Here is a 24,342-nt window from a genome sequence, read left to right on the forward strand (position 1 = left end):
GCAAAGACAGTCCTACAAGAGAACCTTGAAGAAGGTCCATCGTGACCAGCGTTTCCGCAATCACCCGAAGAACGGCAAGAAGGCTCACAAGGCAGATCGCAGGCTGAAGACAATCGCGGGACGGCTCGTCCGTGAATTAGAGCGAAATCTCGCCAGCAAGAACTTGTTGAACACGTACAAAGGAAAAATCGAGCTTTTCAAAAAAGTTTTGGAGCAGAAGAGGTGCGACAAGGACAAGGTCTATTCGCTACACGAGCCCGAAGTAAAATGCATCGGCAAGGGCAAGGAACACAAGAAATACGAGTTCGGCAACAAGGTGTCAATCGCCCGGAGCTACAGCGGCATCATTGTCGGCGCGGTCTCGTTCCGGGACGAGTATGACGGACATACGATAGACGATACGCTTGACCATGTTGAACAAATGCTTGGATTCAGGCCGAGCCGGGCCGCATGCGACCGGGGCTACCGCGGACAAAAGGAATCCGGAACGACAAAGATCGTAATACCGGACGTCCCGAAGAAAAACGCGACTTACTACCAGAAGGAAAAGGCTCACAAGCTTTTTTGCAAGAGGGCGGGCATCGAGCCTATCAACGGCCACCTGAAAAGCGACCACCGTATGGGCAGAAATTTCTACAAGGGAATCTTTGGCGACATACTCAATGCAAAGCTTGCTGCGGCAGCGTTCAACTTCAAGAGGGCCATGAGGCGCTTTTTTGCCCTGTTGGAATGGCTGTACTGTTGCTTCCTTTGCCGGGAAGGGGTGAATAAAAACGGCGAACCTCCTTATCCTGCGCTCGCAAAGTGACTTTTTAAGGGTCAACTATGTAGTACAAAACACAAAAGGCCCCGCCGAAGCAGAGCCTGAAATTTTTTTTCAGCAAAAACGCAAATGGGGTTCGTGGTTTATCGTGGAATGCTTTCGGAGACGATGTCAAGGGATTCTTGGAAGCTCTCGCAAGTCTTAATCCACTGTATGTCGTGGAATGCTTTCGGAGGGTGGCATCGCCGAGGCCTTATAAATCAAGGGTTCCAGAGGGCGTTTTTCTGCCAGACTTTTTGAGCACTACCTCCAAATCGACTTTTTTCGGAGGATTTTTGTATAACTCGTTGATATTCAACGAGGTAGCCTGATTGCATTTTTGCCGGTGCTTAGAATGTACTGCTCAAACTCGCGGGTCTAGGCCTCAATACCCTAAATATACATCATTTTTCGCGAAAAAACGCAAAAAATCAGCTGTAAACTTTTTTCTATACGGTAATCGCGTATCGCCCGCCGCCAAAGGTGGTGTTCTTGCCGACTCCGACCATTTCCCCTATCGAAAGGAGCGCTCTCGCTGTTTCGGAAATGTTCTTTAGGGTCACCGTGCCGGTGAATCCGGAGTAGTCGATGCGCTTGTTCTGGCGAGAACTCAGTCGAGACCTTGTTGTCTTGGTGGTTGCCGCCTGGGATTCCATGGCGAGTAAATCCTGCAAAAGTTCGTCGAAGTTCCAGTCTGTGCCGTCTATACTGCCGTAAGCCTTGCAGAGCAACTCGATTCTTTGTAGCAAGTTCCACGAGAACATTTCAAGGTTCCAGTCTGTGGATTCCTTGCGGTAGTGCCTAAATGTTGTCGGCGTGAAAAAAACGAGCTTGAGCGAATCGTTATTGGAGACCTGAACATCTGCAATGTCTGTGACGGTTGGTGGGCGCATCCCGTCGATGTAGAAACGTGTCGCATCGTGTCCGATACCTTCTTCGCCAAGAGCGGTCAGGCATTTTTCGAGTGTATCGGAAAGTGTGCTGGACAGTCCAAAGAAGGTGATTTCTAGCCCGGCTTTGTCGTGTTCCTGCGGCAAGGCGAAAAATCGCAGGTTTATGGAACGGGGTTGCGGACCTTCGGGCGGTGCGGGTGTGCCCGGCAATGGGCCAAGGAGCGCACTGTAAAGGTGCGTGCAGTTTTCACGGTGGGCGGGGCTTGCAAAATCCTTGGTGATTTCATCGTACAGGTAATAACCAAGTGCTCCGCGTATGCCCGCTTCTGGAAACCTGAAAAAACGCTTGTAGTTTTCGATAACAAGCCTGTAATAGATACGTGTAATTTGGAGGTGCGGAATTGCGAACATAGGTCTCTGTTTTGGGTGATGAAAAGATAAACAATTTTGACGATTTTGGTGTGTCGAAAAAACGGTTGACCCGATAAGCCATGCGATTGGTCGCGAAAAATTCTACACGTGTGTGCGTTTCGAAGATGGTGTTGATGAAATTGACGACGAAGATTATCCAGAATACGCTTCTGTCCGTCTGGTCAAGGATGTGGAATAAGGCATACTCCTTAAACATTCAATTGTGTTGTGGTTAGAAGAAGGGACTCCAGGACTATGGGGTCACCTTTTTTTTGTTATGTTCATATTTCCTGTTGATTTTTTTTGTTTAACATTTTGTATATTACTAAATGTTAAATGGAGATATCTATGGAAAATCCTTTTGTTTTACGCCCTTACGAAAGCGCTGAACTTTTTTGCGATCGCGAAAGAGAAACACGGGATATTATAGACGATTTGCAAAACGGCATCCATGTGACGCTGATTTCTCCGCGTCGTTATGGCAAAACGGGATTGGTCTATCACGTTTTTGATGAACTTGCCAAAAAACGCCGCTCCATGACGCTTTGCTATTGCGACATTTACTCGGCAGACAATCTGGAGGATTTTGTCAAACTCCTTTCGGAATCCATTGTCTCAACTGTGAAGGCCGAGCCTACTTTAAAGAAGTTCTTCTCGTTTTTTTCGGGAATTCGTCCATTGGTGTCGTACGCCCCTGTTTCGGGTTCGCCACAGGTAAGCATTACGTACCAGAACGATGGGCAGAAGCTTTCTACGCTCAAAAGTATTTTTGATTTCCTAGGTTCCCAAAAAAAGACGTTTGTCATTGCATTTGATGAATTCCAAATTATCCGCAATTTTAAGGGAGTGAATATGGAGGCGCTGTTGCGCACCTATATCCAGCCGCTAAAAAATGTACGCTTCGTGTTTTGCGGGAGCCAAAAGCATATCATGACGGATATGTTTGTGAACGAAAAAAGCCCGTTCTACGAAAGTACGCATGTTGTTTATCTCGACAAAATCCAGCCGGATATCTATGGCGCGTTTATCAGGAAACTGTTTGGCATGGGGAGTCGTCGCATTGATGACGATGCTCTTGAGTTTATCTTGGAGTGGACCCGTTGCCATACGTTTTATGTGCAGTATCTTTGCCACCGCTTGTTCCGTGATGCTGGCAAGAAAATTACTTTGTCCGATGTGCGTCTGTCTTGTGCCGAAATTTTGCGAGAGGGAATGAATGGCTTCTTGGAACGTCGTAACTTGCTGACGGATAAACAGTGGCAGTTCTTGAAAGCGGTTGCCAAGGAAGGCTCCGTTGCACAACCCACGGCGGGTAGCTTTTTGAATAAATATAAACTGGGAACCGCTGCAGCCGTAAAACGGATTGTCACATCGCTTGTGGAAAAGGAACTTTTGCTTGAAACTCTCTCGCTAAAGGGCAAAAACTACTGCGTTTATAATGTTTTCTTGAGTCGCTGGCTTGAATCTGTTTAACATTTTGTAGTATACAAAATGTTAAATTCCGTTCTACACTCTCGAAGGGGCTTTTTCATGCTGTTCTAGCGGGCTGCGCTCCAGCGTACTAGCGAGGAGTGTTAGGCTTCCTATTTCCCGTGGTTGTAGATGTCACCGAATTCAGATTCAATGAATATCACGTTGAATAGATTTCCGATTCTGTGTCCTAAAAATGCGTGGTTGTCGCCGGTGGCGCGCATAACAATTAGGCTTTCTATTCCGGCAATGCCGTGTCGTAACTATACCTTTTCAGCCCCTTGAACGAGAAGACTATTTCGTCGTTTTGGGTGTTGCTGATGGCGCTAGGTGTAGGGGTTAATTTCTTTAATTTAGCCATCAAGTTGACGCAGGAAGAAGGTTCTCATAGATTCGTTCGAGATGACGGTGCCTCTGTCGTGAGGAACTGCGTTTATCCATGGAGACTCGCCGTGGGTCAGGTCCATTAACCCTATGGCAGAGTAGGATTTGTAACGCTCGTAAACCTGGAACAGCAGGTCTTCTTCCTGTGGGGTTAGCTGAATAAGTTGCGGATCGTCTTCTAGAACGATTCCGTTGCTTCCGAATTTCTTGTAGTAGTCATAAACGGACGGGACTACGGATCCGTACATCCAAGCCTCGATGTCGTCCGAGAATAATGGGCTGTTGAACAAGGCCAGGTGAAAGCCCTGTTCGTAGTATAGCAACTTTTGGAGCTTCAGGTTAGAAAGAAGCTCGCCGCCGTTCGCGGTGTCAAGCTCGGCGAACTTGATTAACCTGTTTGCTATTTGCAGTGCTCTGGGCATATCGTAAGCCTTTACTTAAATATAACTAATTGCCGCCTATGGCGGCAATATCAAACAATTACTATACAAATGTACACTATTTTGCATGAATGCCAATAGTTTTTTGAAATTTTTTCATAATTTTTCCCAAGTCCCTGCCGGAAGCCCGAAATTGTGCTGCCTTGCATGTAATTTTGCGCTTTCCTCAGCCATACATCATGTACCCTCCCCCTTGCAACAATTTCGTAATTTTCTAAATTTATACGGTATTACGCAATTTGTGGTAACGGATATCACGGATTGCTGTACATTGAACGGACGAGACCCTCGCGATGACGTTGACTAGTGACTTTTTGTTTGCCGGACCGCACCCCGCAGTTTCCCGTAGACTGGGGAAGGGCGCCCATTTGGTTTGATTTATGGCAGATGTTCAGCATATTTTCATAGTTGGCAGCAAGGGTATCCCAGGGGCATACGGCGGGTACGAAACCTTCGTCGATAAACTGACCGAATATCACCAGGATGACATCCGTTTCAAGTACCATGTGGCGTGTAAGGCCGAAGAAAACAGCGAGTTTGAGTATCACAACGCTCGCTGCTTCAAGGTAAAAGTCCCGAAAATCGGTGCGGCGGCGGCCATCGCCTACGATGTCCTGGCCATCAAGCAGAGCATCGCCTATATCAAGAAGAACAAGATTCCGCACCCTATCGTGTATTGCCTGGCCTGCCGAATCGGTCCGTTTGCGCGGAAGTTCCGGAAGCAAATCCACAAGCTGGGCGGCAAGTTCTACGTGAACCCCGACGGTCACGAGTGGCTCCGTGCCAAGTGGCCCTTGCCCGTGCGCAAGTACTGGAAGTATTCCGAAAAGCACATGGTCAAGCATGCCGACCTGCTCGTTTGCGACAGCAAGAACATCGAAAAATACATCCGCGAAAGCTATGCCAAGTATAACCCGCAGACGACTTTCATCGCCTACGGTGCCGAAATCCGCCGTAGCCGCTTGGCCGACAACGACGAGAAGTTTACGGACTGGCTCGCCGAAAAGGGCCTGAAGCCCAAGGAATACTACCTGGTGGTGGGCCGCTTTGTGCCCGAGAACAACTACGAGACCATGATCCGCGAGTTCATTCTGAGCAAGACATCCAAGAACTTCGCGCTCATTACCAACGTGAACGAGTCGTTCCTCGACGAGCTCAAGAAAAAGACCAGGTTCGACAGGGATCCGCGAATCAAGTTCGTGGGCACCGTGTACGACCAGGAACTGCTCATGAAAATCCGCGAGCAGGCCTACGGGTACTTCCATGGGCACGAAGTCGGCGGCACCAATCCTAGCCTGTTGGAAGCCCTTGCAAGTTCTGATTTGAACCTGCTATTGGATGTTGGCTTCAACAAGGAAGTGGGTGAAGATACCGCCATCTACTGGAACAAGACCCAAGGCGACCTGGCCAACATCATCGAAAAGGCCGATGCCATGATCGAAACCGAAATCAAGGCACTGGCAGACGCCAGCACCAAGCGCATCGCAGACGCATACAGCTGGGAATTTATTTCCGGAGAGTATGCTAAGGTGTGGGTGAAGTAAGTCTGGAGTTGGTGTGAAGATTTTTCATTATTCGTTAGGTTTTCCTCCATATCGATCCGGAGGAATGACCAAATTCTGCATGGATTTGATGATTCAACAGAAAAAAGACGGAAATGAAGTTGCACTTATTTGGCCCGGCCAAATGAACTTTCTTTTTAAAGAAGTTTCCATAAAGAAGCAGTACCCTCAATTTGGCATCTTAAGTTTTGAAATAGTAAATCCGCTCCCAGTGTCCTTCGACGAGGGCATACTTGACATTAACGAATTTACAAAAAGCACCAATTCTTCATGCTTCAAAAAATTTCTAGAGCAAGAAAAACCGGATGTAATCCACGTACATACCTTTATGGGTTTGCATCGTGAGTTCTTAGAAGAAGCCCAAAAGTTAAAGATACGATTAGTTTTTTCAGTACATGACTTTTTTGCGGTTTGCCCCAAGGTAACATTGTTCCGTAATGGTCAGGTTTGTTCAAAAGCAACCGATTGCACTCTTTGCGAACATTGCAATAAATCGGCATTATCTTTGAATAAAATCAAGATACTGCAGTCTCCTGTGTATAGGTTCCTTAAAGACTCTCCTTTGGTAAAAAAAATTCGTAAGGGGCATCGAGACAATTATTTTAAAGAAGAGAATAATTATACAGATACATGGATTGCCACCGAACAATCATCGATCAGGTACAAGACTCTCCGTAATTACTACGGGAGTATGATTGATTTGTTTGATTCCATACACTATAATAGCACCTTAACCAAGAACGTCTTTGAAAAGTTCTTTATTCCTAAAAATACTTGCATAATTCCTATTACTCATTCAAGTATTAAGGACAATCGAAAGATTAAAACTTTCAATGATTGTCTGCGCATTACTTACCTAGGACCTCAAAATGGGGCAAAAGGGTATTTTTTGCTAAAAGAGTGTTTGGACGGCTTGTACAAAGAGCGCCAGAACTTTACACTGAACATATTCTTCACTCCAATAGATGCAGCCCCATACATGAATATACATGGGCGTTATACGTATGATCAACTGGAGCAAATTTTTGACGAAACGGATGTTTTGGTAGCTCCTAGTATTTGGTATGAAACTTTTGGCTATACCGTTTTAGAAGCACTAAGTTTTGGTGCACCCGTTATTACAAGTGAAAATGTCGGCGCTAAAGATATTTTTGACAGTAAATGCGGCATTGTCGTTAAAAATTTCAGCTGCGACACTTTGAAAAATACGATCAAACAGCTGAATTCTCGGCAACTGCAAGAAATGAATTCCAACATCATGAGCGCAATCAATATTGACTCGATTTCTGTTATGACAAAAAAAATCCACGATTTATGCTATAAGGAAAACTAATATGAAAATCGCATTTGTTATTGGTGCTCCTGTTACACATAGCGGTCATGGCGTTGTTAGTCAAGGAATGACATGGAAAAAAGGCCTCGAAGAACGTGGTCATGAAGTTGTTTTAGTTCAAAGCTGGAATTATTACGATTGGAAATCATTCGATGCGATTCTCTTCTTTATGCACAACGAGTTTGTCGTTGATTACATCAATGCAGTCTCAAAGGTAAATCCAAATATTTATTATGCTCCTGTATTAGATCCTGATTTCAGCATCTTTATGATGAAAGCAATTTCTAACTGGGGATGTTCAAGGCTGAAAATCTACAACCGCTATTATAAAACAAAGCGCATTTTTCCCTGCGTAAAATATGTTCTGGTAAGATCAGAGTTTGAAGCCAAGTACGTTGAAAAAGGATGGAATGTTCCTAAGGAGAAAATCTTAAAGGTTCCCTTGTCTTTCAACCTAAAGCCTGAAGTAACTAACTTTGAACGCGAAAACTACTGTTTTCATGCCAGTTACTTAGCAGACGCTCGCAAAAATGTCAAAAGGTTAATTGATTCTGCAAAAAAATACGGTTTTGAGCTAAAACTTGCCGGGAAACTACGAAACTCCGAAGAAGAACGAACAATCTATTCCTGGATCGGAGATGTCAAAAACATTTCTTATTTAGGTTTTCTTTCCAAAGAGGATTTGCTTTCGCACTATACACGAGCAAAGGTATTCGCCCTGCCCAGTATTAATGAAGGGGTCGGAATTGTCGCTTTAGACGCTGCTTCTATGGGCTGCGACGTTGTGATAACTAACTTAGGCGGCCCGCAGGAATATTACAACGGATTAGCAACACCAGTCAATCCATATGATATTGACGAAATCGGCAAAGCGATACAATCTTGTTTGAACGGAAAAACAAACCAGCCAGCCTTACAAAGGCATATACATGAAAATTACTCCTTGCAGAAAATTTCGGAGATACTAGAGAATGCCTTCCGTAATTAATATGCTAAAAGCGAAAATCTCTTTAAGCACCTGGATGCTAGTGTACTTGTTTTCTCTAGCAACCAGTCTATATGCGCTAGGATTAATTCGCAATTCATTCAATGTAATGCTAATCGTTGTGATGGCTGTTTCTTTAGCGATTATGGTCTTTAAGACTCCATATTTTAGAAAACGCGAAATTCCTTTTTACGCGCTCTATTCGTGCATGTGTTTATTTGCTTTATTAAACGGAAAATCATTTCGCATTGGGACATTCCTTTATGCGGGAATGTTCATCTTTTCTTTTTGCTTTTACGACAGATTACTGTGTAAAGGTCTTTTAAAAATAGACGTTTTTTGTTCATTTCTTAAAAAGATCATTTACGCATATTTCATCGTATTGGTCATTCAACAAGTTTCAACATTACTCGGATTACCTGTATTGAACCAATGCTGGAAATTTACAAACATATTTAAGCTAAACTCCCTTGCTCATGAGCCATCTTATATTGCCGGAACAATGCTTATTTTCATGTACTCATTTTTAACAATATCAAAAACTATTCGAAAGCAACAAAAGTATAGCGTACGAAAAAACATAAAAAAGGATAGATGGGTTTGGATTTCTTTTTTTTACGTAATGCTGTCGTGTGGAAGTAGTCATGCGTTGCTCGGAATCGTACTTTTTTCTTTATACTTATTAAGAGAATACAAAAAGTTCTTTGTTTTTTTTGGTATTGCATGCGCACTCATTTTCTTCGTTGGTCATAAAAAAATGGTACAATATGAAAGTTACAACCGCTTATATCAATCTATAGTGGCTGCAGTCTCATTAGATACCGAACAAATCAGAAAAACAGACCTCAGCACTGCAGCAAGAATTAATCCCATAATCTTTTATATTGAGGATTTTGATTTCTTTTCAAAAAATGTTTGGTTTGGGCATGGAATCGATTATTCAAAAAAACATACAATTGTACGATTACTCGGTCATGAAAATGCAATGGAGCAAGGAAACGCAACAGGAGGGTTATTTCCTGCATTTTTTCTGGATTATGGCTTATTATGCGGTTTGCTTTTTTTATTCGCCCTAAGATTTTTTACTATGAGAAAATTCATTTCATTCCCATTAGTTATTTGGCTATTCTTTTTTATGGCTATCGGATTCAACACATATATGCAATGGTTGTTTTTTGCATTTATGAGTACTACACTTTTTTTTGAACGTAAATCTTTGCCTGCAACATATTCCGAAGAAAGGTCCAATCGTTAGACAAATAAAGATGTTGTTATGAATAAGGTAAGTGTCATCATTCCCGTGTACAATGCGGAAAAATTTATCGCACGATGTGTCGAGTCAATTTTATCCCAAAGTTTTACAGAAACAGAAATTTTGTTAATTGACGACGGTTCTTCCGACAAATCTTTCGAAATATGCAAAGAGTATGCAATTTTTGACAGCAGGGTAATCTCCTTGCACAAGGAAAACGGAGGCGTCAGTTCTGCAAGAAATTATGGCATTGAAAAAGCTTCCGGAGATTGGATTCTATTTGTTGATGTTGATGATTACATAGACCGGGAATATATCGAACATTTTTTTAAAAATCCCATCCATGAAAACATTTTAGTCATTCAAAATGAATATCATGATTGTTATAACGGACAAAATCAACAGGTAAAGTCCGTTATTCACGGAAGCGATGTTGCTTTGGGTTATTTCTCCGTTAAAGATTTTTGTTGCTTATCACAAGGATTAAAAAAATCCAGTTTGGGACCATATGTAAAATTGTTCTCTGCAAAGATTATAAAAGAAAACAAACTTCGTTTTATGGAAGGGTCCGCATATTGCGAGGACATGCTGTTTTTTATTAGATATCTAAACCATTGCGATGGAATTTACCATATTGGATATACAGGATATCACTATATCATTACCCAGGGACAAGCTTCATTAACCCGCCGTAAAATTCCTTATAACGAATATTTAAATAGTTTTTTTGAATATTGCGAATGTAGAAAAGCTTTGTTGACAAAATACAAAGAAATTGACATTAGCTGGTGTTGTCGAAAACTGCTAAGTGGCTGTATCTATGGACTTAGAGGAATGATGTCCTCTGCTGTTTCTCAACAACAAAGTCTCAATACAATAAGATCTGTTCAATATGAGTTAAACAAAATGTCCTTTTCCTTCAAACAATCTAATTGGAAAATATTTCTATTCATTTTTTTCATTCGAAAATTGAATCCAAAGGTCACCTATTCCTTTTTGAAACTTCTCTCCTCTAAGTACTAAATATGAACAAACCTAAAGTTTCAGTAATAATCCCTGTATATAATGGGGAGAAATATTTACGAGATTGCCTGGATTCAGTTTTAAATCAGACTTACGAGAATCTAGAGATCATCATTATAAATGACGGATCCAAAGACCAGTCCGAAGACATTTGTCTTCAGTATTTTCAAAAAGACAAGCGCATCGTTTATAAAAGCAAAAAGAATGAAGGGGTTTCTGTAGCAAGAAATCACGCTTTAGATCTAGCAACAGGCGAGTTCATCTTGTTCATGGACTGCGACGATCTTCTTTCTTTAAACGCGATTTCATTTTTACTTACGACGGCTCAGGAACACCACGTAGATTCTGTAGCTTTCAATTATTGTCAATTTAGGGGTGAATTTAAGAGATTTATTCCATTTTCATTGCATGACAAACACATTTTTTGTAGAGAGATTCTGATAGAACAACTTTACAACTACCATACATCTAACATTGACTTGGGATTGGCGTTTCGAGCTGTTTGGGGAAAACTATTAAGCGCAAGTGTAATAAAAAAAGCAAACATTCGATTTCCTGAAGGAATGTCTTTAAGTGAAGATGCTTGCTTTATGTTCAACTATGTGATGGCTTGTGATAAAATCTATGTGGTTGATGAGCCTTTATATCATTACCGATTAAATGACAATTCGGCAACACAAAGTCACAAGAGCAATTTAGTGTCTATCGAATTGCAGGAGTACGCCTTTATACAAAAAAACAAGAATAGAATCAACATTAACTGGGATGCAGTACTTTCTAAATACTGGATGACACTATGCTTCAACATCCTTGTAAATAACTTCAAAAAAAACAATGTTAAAGACTCAACTGTTTTTTTTGATACATGGAATGAATTAAAAAGTATGCAATTAGCACCTCAAATAAGGATTCAAAAAAACGTAAAGGACTCTATATGGAATTTATGCTTGCATTTCAAGCTATATTTTTTTCAAACCGTATTTTTGTTTTTATTGTATAAGAAGAAATCGCTAAAAAAATGACCGAGCAAAACCAAACAAAAAGACTAGCAAAAAACACACTATTGCTGTACTTCCGAATGATAATAGTCATGCTAGCTGGACTATATACTTCGCGCGTTGTTTTAAAATCTCTTGGTGTAGAAGATTTTGGCATTTATAATGTTGTTGGTGGAGTTGTTGCGATGTGTTCCATGCTGACAGGATCAATTTCTGCCGCCATTCAACGATTCTTCACTTTTGAATTAGGACGGAATGACAAAAGTCGTTTAAAATTAGTTTTTGGCACGTCCATTTCGATACAGCTAGTTTTTGCTGTAGTTATAATTCTCTTGGCAGAAATACTTGGTATTTGGTTCATAAACAACAAAATGAACATTCCTCTAGAAAGAACTAGTTCTGCTTTGTGGGTATTTCATTTTTCATTGATTACATTCGCAGTCGGACTAGTAAGTGTTCCGTACAACGCCGCAATCATAGCTCATGAAAAGATGTCTCTTTTCGCTTACATAAGCATTTTTGAAGTCTTTGCAAAATTATTCGTTGCGTACGCCATTTCTATTGCAACAATAGATAAACTGGTCTTTTATTCCTTTTTAATGAGTATTGTTGCGGTCGTCGTTCGTTTAATATACGGCTGTTGCTGCAAAAAATTATTTGAAGAATGTTCAAAATCAATATGCTTTGATAAAACCATATTCAAAGAAATGCTCGGTTTTGCTGGATGGAATTTCATTGGAGCATCAAGCAGTATTCTAAGAGATCAAGGCGGCAACATTTTACTTAACATTTTCTTTGGACCCGTCGTTAACGCAGCGAGAGGCATCTCCACACAAGTAAACAACGCAGTAATGCAATTTGTCACGGGATTTACGACAGCATTAAATCCTCAGATAACAAAATCCTATGCCTCAGGCGATTACAGTTATATGATGAGAATTCTATTTCTCGGGTCAAGGATATCTTTTTATATGTTATTAATCCTTGCCATGCCGATTATTATAAACGCAAAGTATTTGCTAACCTTATGGTTAGGCGATTTTCCAAAAGAAGCGACGTACTTTGTCCAACTCATTATGATTTTTTCTCTATCAGAATCAATTTCAAGTCCATTAATTACAGCAATGCTAGCAACTGGAAAAATCCGAAATTATCAATTAGTTGTAGGCGGTTTACAAATGCTTAATTTCCCGATAAGCCTCATTCTATTAAAGTACGGAGGAAATTCAGAAACTGTATTCGTTGTTGCTATAATACTTTCTCAAGCATGTTTTTTTGCTAGAACAGTCATGCTAAAAAGTTTAATCAAATTACCCGTTTTTTCTTATTTAAAAGAGGTTTATCTAAACGTAATTTTCGTTTTGATTATTTCATCAATACTACCCGTTATTGTTTCTTATAATAAAGAAACGAGCTTTGAACAATTCACAATATCTCTGGTAGTATCTCTAACATCTGTTATCGCCACCATTTACTTTGTTGGTTGCAATCACAAAGAGCGTTCTTTAATAAAAGATAAGATGCTTGCGATGAAAAGGAAATTTATAGGATGATTAAAATTCAAGAAAAAACACAATGTTGTGGCTGTTCTGCATGCGCAAATATATGTCCAAAGCAGGCAATTTCAATGGTTCCAGATTCTCTAGGATTTCTTTATCCTACGGTAAATGAAGATTTATGCATAAAATGCAATTTATGTGACAAGGTATGTTCTTTTAATGAAAATTACGAAAAACCAATAGATTTTAATAACCCTCGTCCTTTTGGGGTTAGGCATAAAAATATAGAAGAAGTTGTATCAAGTCGTAGTGGAGCAGTATTTATTGCTTTGTCGGACTGGATTCTTGATCAAGGTGGAACAGTTTATGGAGCTGGCTATAAAGATCATTTCCGTGTTGCCCATAAGCGAGCAACAACGAAAGAGGAACGTGATGAATTTAAAGGCAGCAAATACGTTCAAAGCGATATGGGTTCTGTGTTATCTCAAGTCAAAGAAGACTTAAAAGCCGGGAAAAAAGTGCTTTTTTCAGGAACCTCATGTCAAGTAGCCGGTGTAAAATCTTTTATTAAACATTCTGCAAGCCAATTCCTTGACAATTTATTTTGTATAGACATTGTTTGTCATGGAACCCCTAGTCCTTACGTGTGGAAAGAATATCTTTCTTATCTTGAAAAGAAAGAGAAAGATTCGATAACGAAGGTCTTTTTTAGAGATAAAGAAATGTTTGGTTGGGCTGATCATCGAGAATCTGTTGTATTCTCACAGAAAGGACGGAAATCATATCTTTCATATACCTATTTGTTTTATAAGCATATAATGTTTCGACAATCTTGTGGAGTTTGCCATTTTGCAAACACCAAGAAACCCGGAGACATTACGATTGCTGACTTCTGGGGATGGGAAAAAACTAACGCAGACGTAAATAAAGATGACAAAGGTATATCCCTGATATTGTGCAATACGCAAAAAGGGCTGGACTTATTCCATTCTGTAGAATCATCCGTCTATTTTTTTCCGGTAGAACTTGAAAAATGCTTGCAACCAAATTTAAAACACCCTTCATCGGTTCATAGGATGCGAATTCAGTTTGAACATGATTTCAACAAATATGGTATTAAATATATTTTAAAGAGATACGGAGATCTAGGGTGGCGTTATAAAGCAAAAATTTTACTTTTCAATGTGAAAAAATTGATTGCTAGGATGAAAAAATGAAGGTTGGTATTTTAACATTTCATTTTGCCCACAATTATGGAGCCGTTTTGCAGTGTTTTGCTTTGCAAAAATACTTGCAAAATAGAGGACATGAAGTATTTATAATAGATTACGCAAAGCGTTGTCTTGTAGATTATTACGCATGGTGGAATTACAAACGTATTATTCGTAAAAATTTCTTGAAAGGTGTTCGAGAAATTTTTCTTCTCCCCTTTAGAAAGAAAAGGTTTACGTCTTTCGAATCTTTCCAAAAAAAAATCTTCAAACTAGCAACCCCAGAAAAGGTTGATTGTTTCGTCATCGGTAGTGATCAAGTTTGGAACACCAATATAACAGTGGGCTTTGATGACATGTATTGGGGGAACGCCCCCTGCCAAAGAGGAAAAAATGTATTCAGTTACGCAGCTAGTATGGGGGATGCTTTAACAAAAATTGATAAAAACATCGTTGCTTCGCATTTGAAAAATTTTAAAAAAATAAGTGTAAGAGAATATGACTTGGCTCAAGAACTTCTTTTGTGTTCAGGACAATCTGAAATTGATTTAGTTCCTGACCCAACACTGCTTTTGACAGAAGACGAATGGAGCAATCTAGCGGATGCTCCGTTAAAAAAAGACTCTTACATATTGGTTTATCAAGTTAGAGCATCTATCAAGGTCAAGAAAATTGCAGAGGCTGTGTCAAGGCAACTGGGTAAGAAGATTATATATCTTTCACCCGATTTAGCAATGAAAAATTCCTGCGTAAGCTTAACCTCATCCCCTGAAAATTTTTTAGGGCTTATAAAAAACGCCGCTTTTGTAGTCACATCATCTTTTCACGGAACTGTCTTCAGCATTTTATTCAAGAAACAGTTCCTGTGTGTCAAACTAAATGATGGCTGTGATGCTCGTTCTCTAACACTTCTTGAATCAGTTGACTTAAAAGACCACTTTGTTGAATCGTTTCAAATAATGCCAACCTGCGATTGGAACGTTGTAAATGAAAAATTAAATCAGTTAAAAGAAAAATCTCTTTCCTTTTTTGAAAAGTGCGATTTGTAGTAGAGGAATCTTGTTATGAAGAACATCTTAATTGACATGACCTTTATAAAGAAAGACTACATTGCTGGAGTCTTTATTTATGCATATCGTCTTGTAAATGGAATCCTTGATAAGTTTAACAGTCGAATAAACCTTTTTTTATTAGTAAATGAATCAAACCAAAACTTAGTGAAAGAAAATTGTCCAAACGCGGTTTTGGTTTCGTTAGAAAGAAAAGGAAAATCTTTTCTTTCTAAGATTCCTCACTTAAACGGAATCATAAATGAAAAACAGATAAAAAAAATCATAAATAAATATAAAATAGATGTATTTTTTAGCCCTTATTTTTCGTATGAATCCTATGTAGTTACCAGCATTCCTCATTTAGCGGTTTTACACGATGCACAAACTTTCATTTTAAAGAAAAAGCAGCCAATCAAAGGAACCCTCTTTCGCTTGATTATGCGATTTTTGTCATCAAAAGTAACTCGTTTTTTAACCATATCTGATTATTCAAAACAGGACATCATTAAGCATACCTGGATAAACGAAAGCTCTATTTCAGTTGTTCATAACAGTGTGGAAATGGCAAATGAAGAACTTTATAGCCGTTTTAAGAAAACTGGACCATACATATTAAACGTGAATACAATTTTGCCATACAAAAATTTGAGGACTCTTATTTTAGCATTCAACTTAATTAAAGATAAAATAGAACACATTCTCGTAATAAAAGGTAAAGTCACTTCGCATTGGTCCAACGATCTTTTACCTATAATTCAGAAAAATAAACTTGAAAACAGAATTGTGTTGATTGATGAAAATCTAACACCCGGGCAATTAACAAGCTTATATAAAAATGCAGATCTTTTTGTCACCCCGTCTTTAATGGAAGGCTTCGGATATTCTCCTATCGAAGCTGCAATATGCATGGTCCCTGTTATATCATCGCAAGAAACTGCACTTCCAGAGATAACAATGGGTATGGTGCATTACTATACGCCAACATGTGATGAGAATGCTCTTGCTCAAAAAATACTTGATTGTTTAGGCAAAACGAGGGAAGAACATAATTTGGAAAACATTTCCTTGAAATTCAAAAAAGAATATTCTGTGGAAACACAATGCAATAGAATTATTTCCTTGATTGAGGATGTATAAAAATGAACAATATTCTTAAAGTAGATCAAAAACAATGCTATTCTTGTCGTTCATGCGAGCAAAGCTGTCCTAAACATGCTATATCCATGGTCGAAAACAAGGAAGGTTTTTTCTACCCTGTTGTTAATGACTCATGCATTGATTGTGGAATATGCTTAAGTCGTTGTCCTTCGCATATGGAGATAAGCGATTCTACATATAAGCAAAAGATAAATATCGCGTATCTAAAAGACCAAAAGAAAATAATGGACAGTTCCTCCGGCGGACTGTTTGCTGCCATCGCAGAGTATATCATAGACAATGGAGGCGTTACCTTTGGAGCAGTATTCGATGAAAAACTAAAACTTTCCCAGAAAATTGCTCGCAACTACGATGAACTAAAAAAACAAAAAGGGTCAAAATACCTTGAAAGTTCTACTGGAGATTCCTTTTCTAAAACAAAGCAATGTTTAGACGAGGGTCTTGTTGTTTTGTACAGCGGAACCCCTTGTCAAATAGCCGGTTTGAAACATTTTTTGAAAAAAGATTACGACAACTTATTAACGATTGACTTGATTTGCCACGGTGTTCCTAGTCAAAAATTATTTGACAAATACATTACATGGCTTGAAAACAGATGGAACGAGAAAATCATTTACTATGGATTCCGAGACAAGGACATGTGTGGCTGGAGCCATATTGGCAAAGCAAAAACAAAGTCAAAAGTCCATCGGATAGATGGTGCATGTGATCCTTATTATAGTAGTTTTTCTAGGTGCGAAACATACCGCGAAAGTTGTTACACCTGTAAATTTGCATCATTAAAACGACCAGCAGACTTAACAATTGGTGATTTTTATGAAATACAAAAAGTCAATCCAACATTAATGAACGACAATGGAGTCAGCATCTGTTTGATAAATTCGTCCAAAGGTGAAACATACTTTTCCCAAATAGCCAGCAAGCTCAATCTTTTATCTATAAAAGTAGATGGAGTACTTGAAGATAAGCAGAACTTGTTTAGGCCTTATGAAAGAGCTGATAAACGAGATTTCGTTTATCAAAATATTGACGCATTGCCAAATAATGTTTTCTTTAGTCAGTTCCCTGAGTCCAGCATTGTTTTCAGATTCAAATACATGCTCAAGCTGAAAATTCTAAAGTTATTTCCACGTTCATTAAAAGACTTTGTAAAAGGGATATTAAAAAAATGAAGGCTGGAATAATAACATATTGGTTTTCTGAAAGTAATTACGGAACAGTTTTACAAAATTACGCCGTACAAACAATTCTGAAAAAAAACGGATATGAACCGACAAATATCCGTTTTTCGTCAAACTCGACATTATCTTTTAAAGAAAAAATAAACGCCTCGGTAAAGCAGTATGGTATTTTAGCTACAATAGGTGGCGTTCTAAAAAGAAAATTTCTTGCATTCTCATATAAAAGAAATCAAAAAAATGATGCACAAAGGTCTTTTAAGTCATTTATTGATCAATACATTTCTAATTCAGAAGAAGTTTTAAAATCCTCTGAACAGATGAAATCTTTATTGCCAGAAAAATCGCTATATGTAGTTGGCTCGGACCAAATTTGGAATGTCGACGACATGCTTTGTTTCTACGCAGAACGCGAAATACCATATGTTTTTTTAGAGAATGTACCAGACGCCTCAAAAAAAATATCCTTTGCAGCATCACTAGGGACAACAACATCAAGCTCTCCGTACAAAGAAAAGATTGGAACTTTATTAAAACGTTTTGACCTAATCACTGTCAGAGAAAAAAATGGCATTGAAATATGCAAATCATTTGGTGTAGAAAACGTATTTCACCATTTTGATCCAACTTTGATGCTAGATAGATTTGATTACAGAAACTTGATCGACAACAAAAGCAAACCACAAAATGGCAAATACATTTTATTGTATTTACTAAATGATGCAACACCCTTCCCGCTGTCCACTTTCTATAAATGGGCAAAAAATCAAGGAATGCAAGTTATTTATGTAAATGGAAACACCGATCGTTTCAAATTTAACTTTCATAAAAAAACTTACCCAAGTATTCCAGAATGGCTAGATTTGATTGACAACGCTGAATATGTTTTTACAAACAGCTTTCACGGAACAGTATTCTCGATTATTTTCAACAAGCAGTTTCTCTATGTAAATCAGAAAAAATACAAAGGAAATAACAATCCAAGACTGGAATCGCTATTGAATTCCTTATCGATAACGGATCGGTTTTATGATGGCGATTTTGCTAAAGTGTGCAAAGAAATAGATTATAAAAGTATAAATGATTATCTTGAATCTTATCGCAAGACATCTCAAGTCGTAGAATTTTTAAAGAAAAATAGTGAGTGTGAAAAAATACAATCTTAAATTTTCTATGAAATTTTAATATGGAATAAAAAATTATGGGAAGCTTACAATTATGGGGAAGCTTACATGCATTTGTCAGCTACCCACCTTGACAACCACACACCCTCGGAGGTATATTTTAACCATGTGGTCCTGAAGCCGGCCGCATAAGGAAAAAAGTTCAATTAAGAAACCGGTTTTTCCTGTCGGAAAAACCCGACCACTTTAGTGATTGCTTGGGATTTAAGTATTATTGCGTGAAACAGTTGTTAAAGGGAAAATGTGATGTTCATTCATTCATTACTTGAAAAGGTAAAAGGTAATGGAATTAGGATTGATAGACGGATTCCTTCGAGTTATCTTCTGGGAACGATGTTATCCAGAATGGTAGGTTTGATTTATGGCATGATTCGTTTGGGAACGCTGAAAAGAGTATATGTCTCTCCGAGTGCTTCTATTCGCTGTGCTTCAAAGATGATGTTTAAAAAGAATTTGTCTATAGCGGATAACTGCCGGATTGATGCCCTGTCTGAAAATGGTTTGGTATTAGGCGAAAATGTGTCTATAGGTTATCAAACACAGATTGAATTGACGGGCTCTTTGAGCCTTTTGGGAAAGGGCATGGTCGTTGGTGATAATGTTGGTTTTGGAACGCATGGTCGCTATGGTTCTGGTGCGGGTTTCGTTAAAATTGGAAGTAATACTATTTTTGGAAATTATGTAAGTATACACCCTGAAAACCACATTTTTAAGGATGCGTCAAAACCCATAAGAGAACAGGGCGTTGTTTCAAAGGGTGGTGTTGAAATAGGAGATAATTGTTGGATTGGGGCGAAAGTCACCATTTTAGATGGAACAAAGATTGGAAATAATTGCATCGTGGCTGCGGGCGCCGTTGTTCGTGGTGAATACCCGGATGGTGTTTTAATTGGGGGCGTTCCCTCAAAAATCATAAGAAAGATATATTAATGCGTGTTCTCCATTACATTTTAGGTTTTCCTCCAATGCGGAGCGGTGGACTGACAAAGTATGCAATCGATTTGATGCATGCCCAAAAGTTGTTGGGACACGATGTTTTTGCAATCTATCCTGGAAATCCTTCTTTGTTTTCGTGGAAAATTTCAATATATAATGAAGGCTTGTGTTGCGGTATCCCCAGTTATAAAATACGAAATGCGCTCTTGCTGCCGCTTCCCCCTCCGCGACTCATGGGGAAGCTTACAAAAGCATCTGCTCTATGCGTCTTCCAGTTCTGTTTATGGCCTGAACAGCAAGGTGCCCTACAGCGAAGACGACAAGGTTGACAACCCGGTTGGTTTGTATGCGGATAGCAAGAAGAGCAAAAGTTCAGCCCGACAAGCCCGATGCTCTTTGCCCGCGCTATCTCGAAGGGCGAGCCCATCAAGGTGTTCAACAATGGCGACATGATTTGCGACTTTACCTACATCGACGGCATCGCCGAGTTCATGAAGTGGTACAAGATCGACAAGAACCCGCTGAGGTAGGGCAAATTTCAGCTAAGAAAAGCGCAAAAGAGGGGGCTAACGCCCCTCTTGCGCTTTTTCTCGTTGTATTTCAAAAAATAATCTCATTTTGTCACAAAGTGTCAAAATGAATTATGTATTTTTAGGGTGTAAAATAGGAAATAGTTTTTATGCAATTCTACATCAAACAAATCCAAGTAAACCAAATACTTCATTTAAATGAATTTACGATTAGTTTGGGCGATTCGCCAAAGCATTTGCTGATAACCGGGCAGAATGGTTCTGGCAAGACGCAACTGATTAAAGCTATTGCGGAACACCTGCAATTGGTTTGTAACGACAAATCTGCAAATCGATTGAACATAGAGAATACTATCTTGTCTTGGAAAAGTGCTATTAACGACACTACGCCCGAACACCAAAAAAGACAATATCAACAGGCAATTAAAAATTTAGAGGATGAAAAAAAACTTTACTTCGGTAAGGTTGTAATAGAATTTAATGACCCGATAGCTATGACGGATGCCTATGGCAATAACGATTTTATTCTTGCTTATTATGAAACATTCCGTAATCCCAAATTCGAAGAAGTTCATTCCATTGAAAAGCCTGATTTAACCAGACCAAATGATTTATCCCACAATAAGGTGGGACAATTCCTGAAATTTCTTGCCGATAATAAGGTGCAGGCCGCTCTTGCTCGTAATGAAGGAAACTACCAGGACGCAGAAAATATAAACAACTGGTTCAATAGTTTCCAGGATGTGCTTCGCAATCTATTTGGCGATTCAAAACTTGAACTCGATTTTGATTATACAGATTATTCGTTCTATATAAATTCGTTTGGGAAAAAATTCAAGTTTACACAACTTTCCGCTGGGTATGCTGCGGCTTTGGATATAGTTGCCGATATGATTCTTAGAATGCAAAAACCGGGTTCTTTGGTCAGGGCGTATGATAAACCTGGCATTGTATTGATTGATGAGCCGGAGACCCATTTGCATTTGGCTTTACAACGGCAAATTATGCCAATTCTTGCAAAGTTGTTCCCGAACGTTCAGTTTATCGTTGCGACGCATTCTCCATTTATTCTGAGTTCATTGCCAAACGCTATTGCGTATGATTTGGAGCATAGTGAAGAATTGACTGATCTTACGGAGTATTCCTACGGCGCTTTGGCCGAATCCTAGAACAAAAACGCAGGTATTTGGCCAAGGGGGCAAAATGATTCGCGTACGCAAGTCTTCTGTTGCTCCGGCTGAATTAGCTCAAAAGGGGTATGGGGCGGATTCTGTGCAGGCCGCAATTCTCGCCGACCAAGATGACAAGTGTTATCTCTGTGAACGCAAGCGTTCTACCGATTTTCAGGTGGAGCATTTGCAAAGTCGAGATAATTGTCCCGAAAAAGAAAATTGCTGGGAGAATCTTTTTGTTGCATGTGGGTATTGCAATCAAAAGAAATCGAATAGCTTTGATGATATTTGCAATCCTTCCAGGACTGATGTTGAATGTGAAATGTCGCAAAAAGTCGATTTCTCTGTAAACAGGGTGCTGTTCAAGGTGCAGAAAACGAATGGATCATTGAATCGGACAGCGGCGCTACTCTCTCGCATGTATAACGGGACTCGCCCCGGATTGCGCACTACGCGTGAAGAAAGGTTTTACAAAGAATTCATCCAACAGATGAATGTGTTTCAGCAAGCAGTTCTTCGCTACATGGAGCAAGGCGACAACGAAACAGAAATCAAGCAGATGCTCGATATAAAAGCAGAAAATCTTGGCTTTAAGTATTCCGTTCTTGCAGAAACGCCTGCTTTGATGTTGAAGTTCGCAGACTGTGTGAGATGGAATCGTGCATAATTTTTTTAGAATCTAAGCGGGGCGTTGCGGGGCCGGCGTGTGAGGCCCCGCTTGATGGGGAAGCGGAAGACGCGACGTGTCGTGGCTGAAGCGAGGGGGGAAGGCTTTCCCCTTTCAAAAGCTTAAATGAAGATTCTTGTGATAGGTGCGGCGGGTTTTATCGCCTCAAAAATCATGGCTATGCTTTCGGCCCGCGGGGACGAGGTTGTCGGGCTTGATAGTGTCCCGCCCAAGTTGAACTTGGACATTTTTGGCAAAGCTAATAAGATAGTCCATCTTGCCTGCAAAAACTTCATCGGGAGTCAGGTACCCGATAGCCGAGTGCAACCTTTCCGTTGCTTTGCTGAATATTCCGGCGAAAATAAACCGGCATTCCGGAATGGCGGAAACCGCCAGACCGGAATACAGGAAACCGCTCTAGCGGCTTAACTTTTTATCCAGTCCGTAGATTTCCCGCATGGAGATGTCTTTGTGCGGGTCGGAACTGCGGATGTCTATCGTATAGGCGTTGTGGATTATCCTGTCAAGTATGGAATCCGTCAACGGGTTCGCAAGACCGCCTGTCAGCTACCCAGCTCGAATTCAGTTCGTCCGCGTATTTCCTGTTGTGCGTCACTGCGGTCTTGCAGTTGTCGGGCAGGAGCATCTTCGAGACTCCGCCGAAAAACTCGAACATGTGGATGTGTGCGTCGTTCCATGACTTCTGTTTTTCGTCCGGGAAGGCCTCCGCGTAGGCATACATGCTGTAGTTGAGAACGCCTACGAACACGTAAGCCTTTTTCTGTTCCCCCGTTTCGGGGTCGATGATGTATGCGGGGTCTCCGGCCCAGTCGACTTCGATCTGCTCGCCGGGTTTGCGGTTGATGTGCATTGTAGCCCTGCGGACGCGTTCGTCCTGCAGGATGTAGTGGCAGTGTAAGCTTCCCCATAATTGCAGCGTCATGTTAAGCCAAAGTACGACGAGGGCTGCATCTTCATGTACCAAGTTATTTAGCCTTGAAAAGGCTTTTGTCTTGACGAATGTATATTTTTGTTAGTGGGTGTGGACACGGCTTGAAGCTATTGCAGTATGACGGAAAATTCTTGCAAACTCTTCAAGATTAGTTTCGGAAAATCTATTTCTCGAAGAACGCTGAAATGCGAATCATTCGATACGATGAAGGTTGCATTCCCAGCAATGGCGCAGTCGACAAACTTGTTGTCGTCTGGATCATCCTTTATAAGGTTGAACCTGAAGAAAGTGTCGATAAGTTCTACGGAAGGCGCGTTCAATAGGGTTTGGATAACGTTCGAAGCGATTATTGAATTTGTCTTTTGTCCAATAATCTCTTCATATTCGTCAAGGATTTCGTTTGAAACACAAAGAGTGTATTTGCCTTCCTGTAAGCCGCGCCAGACATTGAAATAAGCACCCCGTTTAGAAAGGGATGCTAAAAGGCAATTCGTATCAAGAACAATTCTCATATGTTCTTGTAAGGCGTCCGAAGGTGTTCGTTCAGGACGGCTTCATTTTTTTCGTTGTCCCACTCGCCGGACTCCCATAGAGCATCCATGCCGTTCTCGACACGCTTGGCGAAAACATCCGTCAGGGCAACACGAATCTCTTCCAAAGATTTAGAATCCTTGGCAAAGGAAAACATCTTCAGAAGATGCAATTGAGTCGGGTTCAGGACGGTTTCCACAGGTCGCTCCATGTTTCTAAATAGGAATATACATTATTTATGTGCTGTTTGCCAACCCTATTGTCCCGCCCAAGTTGAACTTGGACATTTTTGGCAAAGCTAATAAGATAGTCCATCTTGCCTGCAAAAACTTCATCGGGGGTCTGGTACCCGATAGCCGAGTGCAACCTTTCCGTTGCTGAGTATTCCGGAGTGAATTACACCATGAAACCGGAGTAATGGAAACCGGCGTACCGGTCAAACGGAAACCGCGATTCCGGAGACAAGGAAACCTGTCTAATTTTGGCCTGCACAATTCCGTGCGAACAAAATAGACAGGAGGTCTAATGACCAAATACCGCGAAATCCTCAGGCTGCGAAGCCTGGGATTGGTAGTGTCAAGGGTTTTTCGCAAAAATAGTTTGTTCCAACATCAGATTCTAGGCTAGTCGTCCCTTAAAATCCCGCCCAGCCCGCATAACTATTGGGAAAAACTGATTTCTACCCTGTGAAAATATTGCAAGGTTTTCTAAAATATGAT

The 24,342-nt window shown here is 40.2% G+C and carries 22 protein-coding genes and 3 pseudogenes; 19 read left to right on the plus strand and 6 right to left on the minus strand.

Annotation, left to right across the window (positions count from 1 at the left end; all coding sequences use genetic code 11):
* Positions 1-808: transposase (locus B0H50_RS11585; RefSeq protein WP_408609878.1), on the plus strand; the 808-nt coding region annotated here is incomplete at its 5' end.
* 443 nt (positions 809-1,251) lie between these two features.
* On the opposite strand, the gene cas6 is transcribed toward B0H50_RS11585, so the two are convergent.
* Entirely contained in the window at positions 1,252-2,106 is an 855-nt protein-coding gene (gene cas6 / locus B0H50_RS11590) for a CRISPR system precrRNA processing endoribonuclease RAMP protein Cas6 (RefSeq protein WP_109587790.1), read from the minus strand.
* Between the two features lie 348 nt (positions 2,107-2,454).
* On the opposite strand from cas6, the gene B0H50_RS11595 reads away from it, so the two are divergent.
* Positions 2,455-3,579 carry an AAA family ATPase gene (locus tag B0H50_RS11595; RefSeq protein ID WP_109587791.1) on the plus strand — a complete coding sequence of 375 codons (1,125 nt, stop codon included), beginning with the start codon at positions 2,455-2,457 and terminating at the stop codon, positions 3,577-3,579.
* A 350-nt stretch (positions 3,580-3,929) separates the two neighbouring features.
* Here B0H50_RS11595 and B0H50_RS11600 read toward each other — a convergent pair whose 3' ends face one another.
* A complete protein-coding gene (locus tag B0H50_RS11600; protein WP_109587792.1) occupies positions 3,930-4,382 on the minus strand; it encodes a Panacea domain-containing protein in 453 nt (150 codons plus the stop codon).
* 398 nt (positions 4,383-4,780) lie between these two features.
* On the opposite strand from B0H50_RS11600, the gene cps2T reads away from it, so the two are divergent.
* From cps2T to B0H50_RS13915, 17 genes and pseudogenes are all read left to right on the plus strand, one after another.
* The gene (gene cps2T / locus B0H50_RS11605) at positions 4,781-5,944 is read left to right on the plus strand and encodes a beta 1-4 rhamnosyltransferase Cps2T (RefSeq protein ID WP_109587793.1); all 1,164 of its coding nucleotides are present in this window, start codon (positions 4,781-4,783) and stop codon (positions 5,942-5,944) included.
* Between the two features lie 64 nt (positions 5,945-6,008).
* Entirely contained in the window at positions 6,009-7,295 is a 1,287-nt protein-coding gene (locus B0H50_RS11610; RefSeq protein ID WP_109587794.1) for a glycosyltransferase, read from the plus strand.
* Between the two features lies 1 nt (position 7,296).
* A complete protein-coding gene (locus tag B0H50_RS11615; protein ID WP_109587795.1) occupies positions 7,297-8,283 on the plus strand; it encodes a glycosyltransferase family 4 protein in 987 nt (328 codons plus the stop codon).
* Entirely contained in the window at positions 8,267-9,535 is a 1,269-nt protein-coding gene (locus B0H50_RS11620; protein WP_109587796.1) for a hypothetical protein, read from the plus strand. Before B0H50_RS11615 ends, B0H50_RS11620 begins: the two co-directional genes overlap by 17 nt.
* Positions 9,536-9,553: 18 nt before the next feature.
* A complete protein-coding gene (locus B0H50_RS11625; protein ID WP_109587797.1) occupies positions 9,554-10,555 on the plus strand; it encodes a glycosyltransferase family 2 protein in 1,002 nt (333 codons plus the stop codon).
* 2 nt (positions 10,556-10,557) lie between these two features.
* Positions 10,558-11,577 carry a glycosyltransferase family 2 protein gene (locus B0H50_RS11630; RefSeq protein WP_109587798.1) on the plus strand — a complete coding sequence of 340 codons (1,020 nt, stop codon included), beginning with the start codon at positions 10,558-10,560 and terminating at the stop codon, positions 11,575-11,577.
* Complete coding sequence (locus B0H50_RS11635) at positions 11,574-13,106, plus strand: lipopolysaccharide biosynthesis protein (protein ID WP_109587799.1); 1,533 nt, start codon at positions 11,574-11,576, stop codon at positions 13,104-13,106. Before B0H50_RS11630 ends, B0H50_RS11635 begins: the two co-directional genes overlap by 4 nt.
* Positions 13,103-14,269 carry a Coenzyme F420 hydrogenase/dehydrogenase, beta subunit C-terminal domain gene (locus B0H50_RS11640; RefSeq protein ID WP_109587800.1) on the plus strand — a complete coding sequence of 389 codons (1,167 nt, stop codon included), beginning with the start codon at positions 13,103-13,105 and terminating at the stop codon, positions 14,267-14,269. Before B0H50_RS11635 ends, B0H50_RS11640 begins: the two co-directional genes overlap by 4 nt.
* On the plus strand, positions 14,266-15,312 hold the full coding sequence (locus B0H50_RS11645) for a polysaccharide pyruvyl transferase family protein (protein WP_109587801.1): 1,047 nt from the start codon (positions 14,266-14,268) through the stop codon (positions 15,310-15,312). Before B0H50_RS11640 ends, B0H50_RS11645 begins: the two co-directional genes overlap by 4 nt.
* A gap of 15 nt (positions 15,313-15,327) precedes the next feature.
* Positions 15,328-16,452 carry a glycosyltransferase family 4 protein gene (locus tag B0H50_RS11650; protein WP_109587802.1) on the plus strand — a complete coding sequence of 375 codons (1,125 nt, stop codon included), beginning with the start codon at positions 15,328-15,330 and terminating at the stop codon, positions 16,450-16,452.
* A 2-nt stretch (positions 16,453-16,454) separates the two neighbouring features.
* Complete coding sequence (locus B0H50_RS11655) at positions 16,455-17,645, plus strand: Coenzyme F420 hydrogenase/dehydrogenase, beta subunit C-terminal domain (RefSeq protein WP_109587803.1); 1,191 nt, start codon at positions 16,455-16,457, stop codon at positions 17,643-17,645.
* Positions 17,642-18,817: a polysaccharide pyruvyl transferase family protein gene (locus B0H50_RS11660; RefSeq protein WP_109587804.1), complete on the plus strand. Its 1,176-nt coding sequence runs from the start codon at positions 17,642-17,644 to the stop codon at positions 18,815-18,817. Before B0H50_RS11655 ends, B0H50_RS11660 begins: the two co-directional genes overlap by 4 nt.
* A 264-nt stretch (positions 18,818-19,081) precedes the next feature.
* Positions 19,082-19,765 (plus strand): acyltransferase, encoded by a 684-nt coding sequence (locus tag B0H50_RS11665; protein ID WP_109587805.1) that lies wholly within the window; start codon positions 19,082-19,084, stop codon positions 19,763-19,765.
* Between the two features lie 255 nt (positions 19,766-20,020).
* Positions 20,021-20,259, plus strand: a pseudogene (locus B0H50_RS13910) (NAD-dependent epimerase); the annotation flags it as partial.
* A 191-nt stretch (positions 20,260-20,450) separates the two neighbouring features.
* Complete coding sequence (locus B0H50_RS11675; protein WP_109587806.1) at positions 20,451-21,470, plus strand: AAA family ATPase; 1,020 nt, start codon at positions 20,451-20,453, stop codon at positions 21,468-21,470.
* Positions 21,471-21,504: 34 nt separating this feature from the next.
* Positions 21,505-22,140, plus strand: coding sequence for an HNH endonuclease (locus tag B0H50_RS11680; protein ID WP_100426661.1), 636 nt, complete (start codon positions 21,505-21,507; stop codon positions 22,138-22,140).
* 126 nt (positions 22,141-22,266) lie between these two features.
* A pseudogene (locus B0H50_RS13915) lies at positions 22,267-22,365 on the plus strand (NAD-dependent epimerase/dehydratase family protein); the annotation flags it as partial.
* 192 nt (positions 22,366-22,557) lie between these two features.
* Here B0H50_RS13915 and B0H50_RS14015 read toward each other — a convergent pair.
* The 4 genes and pseudogenes from B0H50_RS14015 to B0H50_RS11705 form a co-directional block, all read right to left on the minus strand.
* A pseudogene (locus B0H50_RS14015) lies at positions 22,558-22,701 on the minus strand (AAA family ATPase); the annotation flags it as partial.
* On the minus strand, positions 22,664-23,125 hold the full coding sequence (locus B0H50_RS11695) for a DDE-type integrase/transposase/recombinase (protein ID WP_109587807.1): 462 nt from the start codon (positions 23,123-23,125) through the stop codon (positions 22,664-22,666). The gene B0H50_RS11695 and the pseudogene B0H50_RS14015, both read right to left, overlap by 38 nt.
* 74 nt (positions 23,126-23,199) lie before the next feature.
* On the minus strand, positions 23,200-23,604 hold the full coding sequence (locus B0H50_RS11700; protein ID WP_109587808.1) for a putative toxin-antitoxin system toxin component, PIN family: 405 nt from the start codon (positions 23,602-23,604) through the stop codon (positions 23,200-23,202).
* Positions 23,601-23,822, minus strand: a complete 222-nt coding sequence (locus tag B0H50_RS11705; RefSeq protein WP_015731874.1) for a hypothetical protein — start codon at positions 23,820-23,822, stop codon at positions 23,601-23,603. The genes B0H50_RS11700 and B0H50_RS11705 overlap by 4 nt, the downstream gene beginning before the upstream one ends.
* Positions 23,823-24,342: the final 520 nt, after the last annotated feature.

The sequence above is a fragment of the Hallerella porci genome (assembly GCF_003148885.1).
GTDB lineage: Bacteria > Fibrobacterota > Fibrobacteria > Fibrobacterales > Fibrobacteraceae > Hallerella > Hallerella porci.

Coding starts and splice junctions, on each gene's coding strand:
- B0H50_RS11655 (WP_109587803.1), top strand. CDS start 16,455: ATGAACAATATTCTTAAAGTAGATCAAAAACAATGCTATTCTTGTCGT.
- B0H50_RS11600 (WP_109587792.1), bottom strand. CDS start 4,382: ATGCCCAGAGCACTGCAAATAGCAAACAGGTTAATCAAGTTCGCCGAG.
- B0H50_RS11660 (WP_109587804.1), top strand. CDS start 17,642: ATGAAGGCTGGAATAATAACATATTGGTTTTCTGAAAGTAATTACGGA.
- B0H50_RS11630 (WP_109587798.1), top strand. CDS start 10,558: ATGAACAAACCTAAAGTTTCAGTAATAATCCCTGTATATAATGGGGAG.
- B0H50_RS11635 (WP_109587799.1), top strand. CDS start 11,574: ATGACCGAGCAAAACCAAACAAAAAGACTAGCAAAAAACACACTATTG.
- B0H50_RS11620 (WP_109587796.1), top strand. CDS start 8,267: ATGCCTTCCGTAATTAATATGCTAAAAGCGAAAATCTCTTTAAGCACC.
- B0H50_RS11665 (WP_109587805.1), top strand. CDS start 19,082: ATGTTCATTCATTCATTACTTGAAAAGGTAAAAGGTAATGGAATTAGG.
- B0H50_RS11640 (WP_109587800.1), top strand. CDS start 13,103: ATGATTAAAATTCAAGAAAAAACACAATGTTGTGGCTGTTCTGCATGC.
- B0H50_RS11625 (WP_109587797.1), top strand. CDS start 9,554: ATGAATAAGGTAAGTGTCATCATTCCCGTGTACAATGCGGAAAAATTT.
- B0H50_RS11645 (WP_109587801.1), top strand. CDS start 14,266: ATGAAGGTTGGTATTTTAACATTTCATTTTGCCCACAATTATGGAGCC.
- B0H50_RS11650 (WP_109587802.1), top strand. CDS start 15,328: ATGAAGAACATCTTAATTGACATGACCTTTATAAAGAAAGACTACATT.
- B0H50_RS11595 (WP_109587791.1), top strand. CDS start 2,455: ATGGAAAATCCTTTTGTTTTACGCCCTTACGAAAGCGCTGAACTTTTT.
- B0H50_RS11675 (WP_109587806.1), top strand. CDS start 20,451: ATGCAATTCTACATCAAACAAATCCAAGTAAACCAAATACTTCATTTA.
- B0H50_RS11615 (WP_109587795.1), top strand. CDS start 7,297: ATGAAAATCGCATTTGTTATTGGTGCTCCTGTTACACATAGCGGTCAT.
- cps2T (WP_109587793.1), top strand. CDS start 4,781: ATGGCAGATGTTCAGCATATTTTCATAGTTGGCAGCAAGGGTATCCCA.
- B0H50_RS11680 (WP_100426661.1), top strand. CDS start 21,505: ATGATTCGCGTACGCAAGTCTTCTGTTGCTCCGGCTGAATTAGCTCAA.
- cas6 (WP_109587790.1), bottom strand. CDS start 2,106: ATGTTCGCAATTCCGCACCTCCAAATTACACGTATCTATTACAGGCTT.
- B0H50_RS11700 (WP_109587808.1), bottom strand. CDS start 23,604: ATGAGAATTGTTCTTGATACGAATTGCCTTTTAGCATCCCTTTCTAAA.
- B0H50_RS11610 (WP_109587794.1), top strand. CDS start 6,009: ATGACCAAATTCTGCATGGATTTGATGATTCAACAGAAAAAAGACGGA.